This is a genomic window from Ureibacillus thermosphaericus (assembly GCF_012396605.1).
Taxonomy (GTDB): Bacteria; Bacillota; Bacilli; order Bacillales_A; family Planococcaceae; genus Ureibacillus; species Ureibacillus thermosphaericus.
The window spans coordinates 49478-55477 of record NZ_JAAXPW010000021.1; the positions used below are offsets into that span (position 1 = coordinate 49478).

Below are 6000 nucleotides of genomic sequence, written 5' to 3' on the forward strand. Positions count from 1 at the left end.
CCAAAAGTTTACAATCCTTCAACAACTTTGTTCAAAGTTTATCAAGCTCAGACTAAAAACTTTCAACTTCATTCGTCATTTCGCCAATACCTTTACTGTTTGTATTGTTGCCTGTTCTATATAAATATCCCCCGTTTTAGACTAAGAAAGAAATTTTATTATACGAATTGTTCAGCTTCTGTTGAACCTGCCATTGCAGTTGTAGAAGAAGTACCTCCAGAAATAACCATTGATACTTCATCGAAGTAACCTGTACCAACTTCACGTTGGTGTCTTGTAGCTGTATAACCTTTTTTCTCTAGATCAAACTCAGCTTGTTGTAGTTTAGAATAAGCTGCCATACCGTTGTCTTTGTAATCAACAGCCAATTCAAACATTGATTTGTTAAGTGAGTGGAATCCTGCTAATGTTACGAATTGGAATTTATAACCCATTTTTGCAATTTCACGCTGGAATTCTGCAATCTCTTTATCTGTGAGATTTGCTTTCCAGTTGAAAGATGGTGAACAGTTGTATGCTAACATTTTGCCAGGGTATTTTTCATGAATTGCTTCCGCAAATTCTCTAGCTTCTTCTAATGAAGGTTTTGATGTTTCGCACCAAATTAAATCAGCATATGGCGCATAAGCTAAACCGCGAGCAATTGCTTGTTTAATTCCTGCTCTTGTTTTAAAGAAACCTTCAGGAGTACGTTCACCTGTAATAAATTCTTTATCTCGTGGGTCAATATCGCTCGTTACCATGTCTGCTGCATCAGCGTCAGTTCTAGCAATTAAGATTGTGTCTACACCCATAACATCCGCAGCTAAACGAGCAGCAATTAAGTTACGAATCGCATTTTGTGTTGGAAGTAATACTTTACCACCTAAGTGACCGCATTTTTTCTCAGAAGCAAGTTGGTCTTCTAAGTGAACTCCAGCAGCACCCGCTTCGATCATGGCTTTTACTAATTCAAACACGTTAAGTGGTCCACCGAATCCTGCTTCAGCATCTGCTACGATTGGTGCAAACCAATCAAAACCATCATCGCGACCTTCAGCATGTTCTATTTGATCAGCACGTTGTAAGGCTTGATTAATACGTTTTACGACAGCTGGAACTGAGTTAGCTGGATATAATGATTGGTCTGGATACATATGTCCTGCTAAGTTAGCATCAGCCGCTACTTGCCATCCTGATAGATAAATAGCTTTTAAACCTGCTTTTACTTGTTGTACTGCCTGATTACCTGTCAATGCACCTAACGCATTAATAAAATCTTCTTCATGTAAAGATTTCCAAAGTCGAGCAGCACCACGTTTTGCCCATGTATGCTCTACGACTACAGACCCCTGTAATTTCACTACTTCTTCAGCAGTATATGGTCGTTCAATTCCTTTCCAACGTGGATTTTCAGCCCAATCTTTTTTTAATGCCTCAACTCTTTCATTTCTTTCCTGTTGCGTCAACATTTCATTCACACCTTCCCCTTTATTTCAATACACTCTGTTAGAAAAGTAATTTACATTCTGTTTCATAACAGGTATATTAATGTTAAACCTAATATATAACAGATAATAAAAAAATGTATTATTTTGTGACGAAATACTAAAAATTCAGGATAAAACAATTATTTCCAAAGATAATTTAGCATGATTCTGAATTTTTAATAAGGGGGAAGTAGTGTAGAGATGTTATGTGTGGATATTTCAAATGAGGGATTAGAACAATTAAAAATTATATTAGAAGATTGGATTCCTAAAAATGCATCCATTGCTGTAGCTTCCGAAGATTCTTATATTTATTATTCACCAAGTATCGAACATTTACATCTTACTATCGAGGACAAAATCCACCCAGAAAGCGTTGCATCTCATGTATTACAAACTCGAATGAAAACTGGAATTGTATTGGATTCAACAATATTTGGAAAACCCTATTTCGTAATAGGCTACCCTATTTACTTAAGTCAAAAAAATGCCGCACTCATTATTATTTTCCCATCTTCCTATACTCCAGAAAAAAAGGAACCTTATAAATTTTTAACTGGTAAGCAGGAAGATCTGTGGACACCCGTACCTGTAGAGGAAATTTCTCATATCGAAAGCTTGCAAAAACGAACTTGGTTTTATGCAAATGATGAACAGTTTAAAACAAATTATACGTTAAAAGAGCTTCAAACAAAGTTACCGGAGTTTTTTGTTCGAGTACATCGTTCATATATATTAAACATTTATTTTATTAAAAATATCACGAAGGATATTACGACAAACTTTATCATTCAATTAAAAAATGGCACCGAATTACCTGTTAGTCAATCATATATTAATGATTTAAGAAGATTACTTGAATTTTAATGATTTAAATGTTTGTTAATTATGTTCCAAAGTAATCCCGAAATATGTGAGATAAATAAAAAAATGCCTTCTGGTACACACGACGAATAGCCCTTCAATCCCAAGTTTTTTCGGATTGAGGGCTATTTTGCCATTGCACATGATTCACAAATTGTTTTCGACCATGGCAAATAGCGATCTAATATTTCTGGCTGTTGATGGATTGGTAAACTTGGGAGTTCCGACAATACTTTCACTAAGTATTGATAAAAATCAATTCCATTAGCTTTTGCCGTTTCAGCCAAGCTTAAACAGATGGCATTTGTATCGGCTCCCGATTCACTCACGGAAAACAGCCAGTTTTTTCGTTGATATGCGTCGTTTGAATTCGGGCTTACTTTTTGTGTAGGCTATGTTAAAACTCATTGTTGATATTCGATTTATACGAACATATATTCTATGATATTATTAAGAATATACGTTCGGAGGGATGACAATGAAATTAGTTGATATTATTAAAGCTGTTCAAAGTTTGAATACTACCGACCAACAACGTTTATTGGATTTTTTCACAACTAACTTAAAACCGTTTCTTACATCAGAACCGATTTTTAATGATATTCTTGAACGTAAAAATGCTGATGGCTATACTTGTCCTCATTGTTCATCCAAAGAAGTAGTTCGTTTCGGAAAATACATGGTAAAAGTCAATTCAAAAGATGTAGAACGTCAACGCTATCGTTGTAAAAAAACTAAAGGGATGGGGGCGTAAATTTAATGGAGCAGCAACAAAATATCTCCAAAATTACCTTGCTTGGTTTACGTATCTCGATAGCATCCAATTTAAAACAGATGATGTATTTATTAAGGAGTTTCTTGTTCAAAGTTGTATTCATAGAATGACGGAAACTAACACATCTCTTCGCTTAAAGAAATTTGCTGTGTGAGAGAAGTATGAAGGTAATTGGGAATAATTGTCGAATATTCTATATATGATTGGATTGCCTTGAAAGATTGTAAATAGGAGGTATTTTATGAAAAAGCTGTTATTAGCAATCGGATTGATGATTGTATTTGTTGGGGCTTTTGTATTCTACAACAAACTCTACTATCCTTCACTTCCGATAGAAAACATGAGCAAAAAAGAGGTCATAGAAAAATTAAATAATTCTGATGAAAAAATCGTTAAATTATTAAACGAAAACGGTCAGCAATGGTATATTATAAGCGAACGAAATATACCCATAGCTGATGAAATTATCAAGGAAATGGTTAGACAATATGGTTGGGTTTTCAAACAAAAAGATGGAAATGGACTCTTCTTTGAAAAGCAAGGTGAAAATTTGATTATATCGACACAAATGTGGACTGGTGACTATGTGTTAGTTAAAATTCCACCCACTCTAAAAGAGTAAAAATAGGCTTGTTCTCTAAAATGAGACAAGCCTATTTTATATAATCATAAATTCAACAATAAAGTTTAACAGAGCCTTTGTGTAAAAAATGGTGCTGGTTGTATCTACCAACACCAAATATTATAGAGCCTCACTTTAGAAACCGAATATTCATTACCCAAAACTTAGCGAAAATAAAAACAGCTTAGGGGAACCTCGAATTTCCCCTAATCCATCGTAAGCCCGAAATCAAACAACGCCTATAAATCAATGACACCTCCCTGTAAGATGAAAGTAACAATTTCAGAGGAGGTGTTCTTTTTTTTGGCAACGGAAAAACTCAATATCGTGCCTGTAAAATTAGAGTCCAAATCTGATCCAACTCCATCCCCAGCAAGTCATGGTCCACTCAGACCAATATGCGTCATTAATCTAAAAAAGGTGTCTTTTAACCAATGATTACTAGTGATATAATCAAGACATTATTGAATTTATACGGAAATGTGGTGAATGATGTGATCAATGATTCGAATGAAAAATTAATTCAATTATTAGAAGAACAACTCGCGCAATCCAATAAGAGAAATGAAGAACTGTTGAAACAAATTGAATCGTTGTCACAACAAGTTCGCTATTTAACAAAGCTTCTTTATGGCTCAAAATCAGAAAAATCAAAGTACCAAGCTCCAGATGGACAATGTTCTTTATTTGATGATGACTCTTTTTTTAACGAACCTGAGCACACAGAAGAACAAAGCACGGACACTGTTACCTATACAGTTGTTCGTAAAATACATAAAAAGAAATGAAACGATTTCTTCGTGGATGGTTTAGAAATTGAAGAAATTCATCATCACCCTGAAACTTACAATGCGAGTGTTGTCAATCTCAGATGACAGAGATCGGCAGCACGATTGTTCGTGAGGAAGCAAAATTTATACCGGCTATTGTGAAGCGTGTTCGACATATCGAACACGCTTATGAGTGCAGGAATTGTAAAAAAGATCTTCGTGGAAAAGTTCAAGGGAACCATCATTTGTGACGGATATTCTGCATACGCTGGTTTACCTAACGTCACATTCGCCAATTGTTGGGCACATGTGCGTAGAAAATGGTTAAAAGCCAACAGTAAAAACGCCGAAAAAGGTGTAGAATATTGTAATCGACTCTACGAATTGGAACGAAAGTTTAAGAAACTTTCACCAAGCAAACGTCGAAAAGAACGAAAAAAATATTCCAAACCGATTGTGGAAGAATTCTTACAATGGGTAGATGAATCTCCTTTTTACGGCAAAAGTGCCCTTGCGGAAGCGGTAAACTATACTTTGAAACATGCCGAAGGTCTAAAAGCATTTCTATATGACGGTCGAATTGCGATTGACAATAACCCAGCAGAAAATGCGATTCGTCCGAGTGTGATTGGTCGGAAGAACTGGCTTTTCTCTGTGAGTGAATTGGGAGCTGATGCCAATGCCATTTGTTTGAGTTTAGCTGAAACGGCAAAAGCTAATGGAATTGATTGCTATCAATACTTGGTCAAAGTATTGACAGAACTCCCGAACCTCCCAATCCATCAGCAACCAGAAATAATCGATTGCTACTTGCCTTGGTCTAAAAATATACGTGAATCATGTGCAATAGCAAAATAGCCCTCAATCTGAAAAAACTCAAGATTGTAGGGCTATTAGTCATGCGTACTAATAGGTACGCTTTTTTAATCCCTGTTTTAAGTTTTTCAATGCGTCATTTGAATTCGGCCTTACGATTGATATGCGTCGTTTGAATTCGGGCTTACCTTGGTAGTAAGGGGCTTCAATTTTTGCAAAAAAAAAGCACCACTATTGTGGTGCCTTCTGCGAAGCGCTCGTCTATCTCTCACAAGGGGACCCCTTAACTACCATCGGCGCTAACTCCGAAGCACGTTGACCAGCGATTTTCTGTGTCAGCTTCGGCAGTCCGGTGCTCACGTACTTAGTACGCTCCGCTCCGGGCTGCCTCGCTTCCTTGAACTTCTTGGTCCCCGTGCTTCTCGTCTCCTTCAAATATTTATTTTACTTTTGTTTAGCATGTGGTTTCTGTATCGCGCCGATCGGACTTTCAGTCCTTGTTAGTAAGGGGCTTCAATTTTTGCAAAAAAAAAAACCACCACTATTGTGGTGCCTTTTGCGAAGCGACGTCCTACTCTCACAAGGGGAAGCCCCTTACTACCATCGGCGCTGAAGAGCTTAACTTCCGTGTTCGGTATGGGAACGGGTGTGACCTCTTCGCCATCGTCACTTCACTATATGAGA

8 protein-coding genes, 1 rRNA gene and 1 pseudogene are annotated in these 6000 nt (G+C 36.7%); 7 read left to right on the plus strand and 3 right to left on the minus strand.

Going from position 1 to position 6000, the window contains the following annotated elements; all coding sequences use genetic code 11:
- Positions 1-158 precede the first annotated feature (158 nt).
- Positions 159-1451, minus strand: coding sequence for an isocitrate lyase (aceA, locus tag HF990_RS09515; RefSeq protein ID WP_168412484.1), 1293 nt, complete (start codon positions 1449-1451; stop codon positions 159-161).
- Positions 1452-1670: 219 nt separating this feature from the next.
- Between aceA and HF990_RS09520 the strand changes: the two genes are divergently transcribed.
- The gene (locus HF990_RS09520; protein WP_016837572.1) at positions 1671-2336 is read left to right on the plus strand and encodes a LytR/AlgR family response regulator transcription factor; all 666 of its coding nucleotides are present in this window, start codon (positions 1671-1673) and stop codon (positions 2334-2336) included.
- A gap of 122 nt (positions 2337-2458) precedes the next feature.
- On the opposite strand, the pseudogene HF990_RS09525 reads toward HF990_RS09520, so the two are convergent.
- A pseudogene (locus HF990_RS09525) lies at positions 2459-2683 on the minus strand (transposase domain-containing protein); the annotation flags it as partial.
- Positions 2684-2811: 128 nt separating this feature from the next.
- Between HF990_RS09525 and HF990_RS09530 the strand changes: the two are divergent.
- The 6 genes from HF990_RS09530 to tnpC all read left to right on the plus strand — a co-directional run bounded on the left by HF990_RS09530 (position 2812) and on the right by tnpC (position 5358).
- Positions 2812-3087, plus strand: coding sequence for a hypothetical protein (locus HF990_RS09530; protein ID WP_168412485.1), 276 nt, complete (start codon positions 2812-2814; stop codon positions 3085-3087).
- Positions 3088-3349: 262 nt separating this feature from the next.
- Positions 3350-3730: a hypothetical protein gene (locus tag HF990_RS09535; RefSeq protein WP_168412486.1), complete on the plus strand. Its 381-nt coding sequence runs from the start codon at positions 3350-3352 to the stop codon at positions 3728-3730.
- A gap of 303 nt (positions 3731-4033) precedes the next feature.
- Complete coding sequence (locus tag HF990_RS15235; RefSeq protein ID WP_260320084.1) at positions 4034-4168, plus strand: hypothetical protein; 135 nt, start codon at positions 4034-4036, stop codon at positions 4166-4168.
- Positions 4165-4518, plus strand: a complete 354-nt coding sequence (locus HF990_RS15115) for a transposase (RefSeq protein WP_247595872.1) — start codon at positions 4165-4167, stop codon at positions 4516-4518. The genes HF990_RS15235 and HF990_RS15115 overlap by 4 nt, the downstream gene beginning before the upstream one ends.
- An 83-nt stretch (positions 4519-4601) precedes the next feature.
- Positions 4602-4751: an IS66 family transposase zinc-finger binding domain-containing protein gene (locus tag HF990_RS15380; RefSeq protein ID WP_247595873.1), complete on the plus strand. Its 150-nt coding sequence runs from the start codon at positions 4602-4604 to the stop codon at positions 4749-4751.
- The gene (gene tnpC / locus HF990_RS15125) at positions 4720-5358 is read left to right on the plus strand and encodes an IS66 family transposase (protein ID WP_409373614.1); all 639 of its coding nucleotides are present in this window, start codon (positions 4720-4722) and stop codon (positions 5356-5358) included. The genes HF990_RS15380 and tnpC overlap by 32 nt, the downstream gene beginning before the upstream one ends.
- Before the next feature lie 516 nt (positions 5359-5874).
- On the opposite strand, the gene rrf is transcribed toward tnpC, so the two are convergent.
- Positions 5875-5990: ribosomal RNA gene (rrf, locus tag HF990_RS09550) — 5S ribosomal RNA — on the minus strand.
- Positions 5991-6000 lie beyond the last annotated feature (10 nt).

Bases quoted from the DNA above. Each gene is read 5' to 3' on its own strand.
- HF990_RS09535 (WP_168412486.1), top strand. From the start codon at position 3,350: ATGAAAAAGCTGTTATTAGCAATCGGATTGATGATTGTATTTGTTGGG.
- aceA (WP_168412484.1), bottom strand. From the start codon at position 1,451: ATGTTGACGCAACAGGAAAGAAATGAAAGAGTTGAGGCATTAAAAAAA.
- HF990_RS15380 (WP_247595873.1), top strand. From the start codon at position 4,602: ATGACAGAGATCGGCAGCACGATTGTTCGTGAGGAAGCAAAATTTATA.
- HF990_RS15115 (WP_247595872.1), top strand. From the start codon at position 4,165: ATGATTACTAGTGATATAATCAAGACATTATTGAATTTATACGGAAAT.
- HF990_RS09520 (WP_016837572.1), top strand. From the start codon at position 1,671: ATGTTATGTGTGGATATTTCAAATGAGGGATTAGAACAATTAAAAATT.
- HF990_RS09530 (WP_168412485.1), top strand. From the start codon at position 2,812: ATGAAATTAGTTGATATTATTAAAGCTGTTCAAAGTTTGAATACTACC.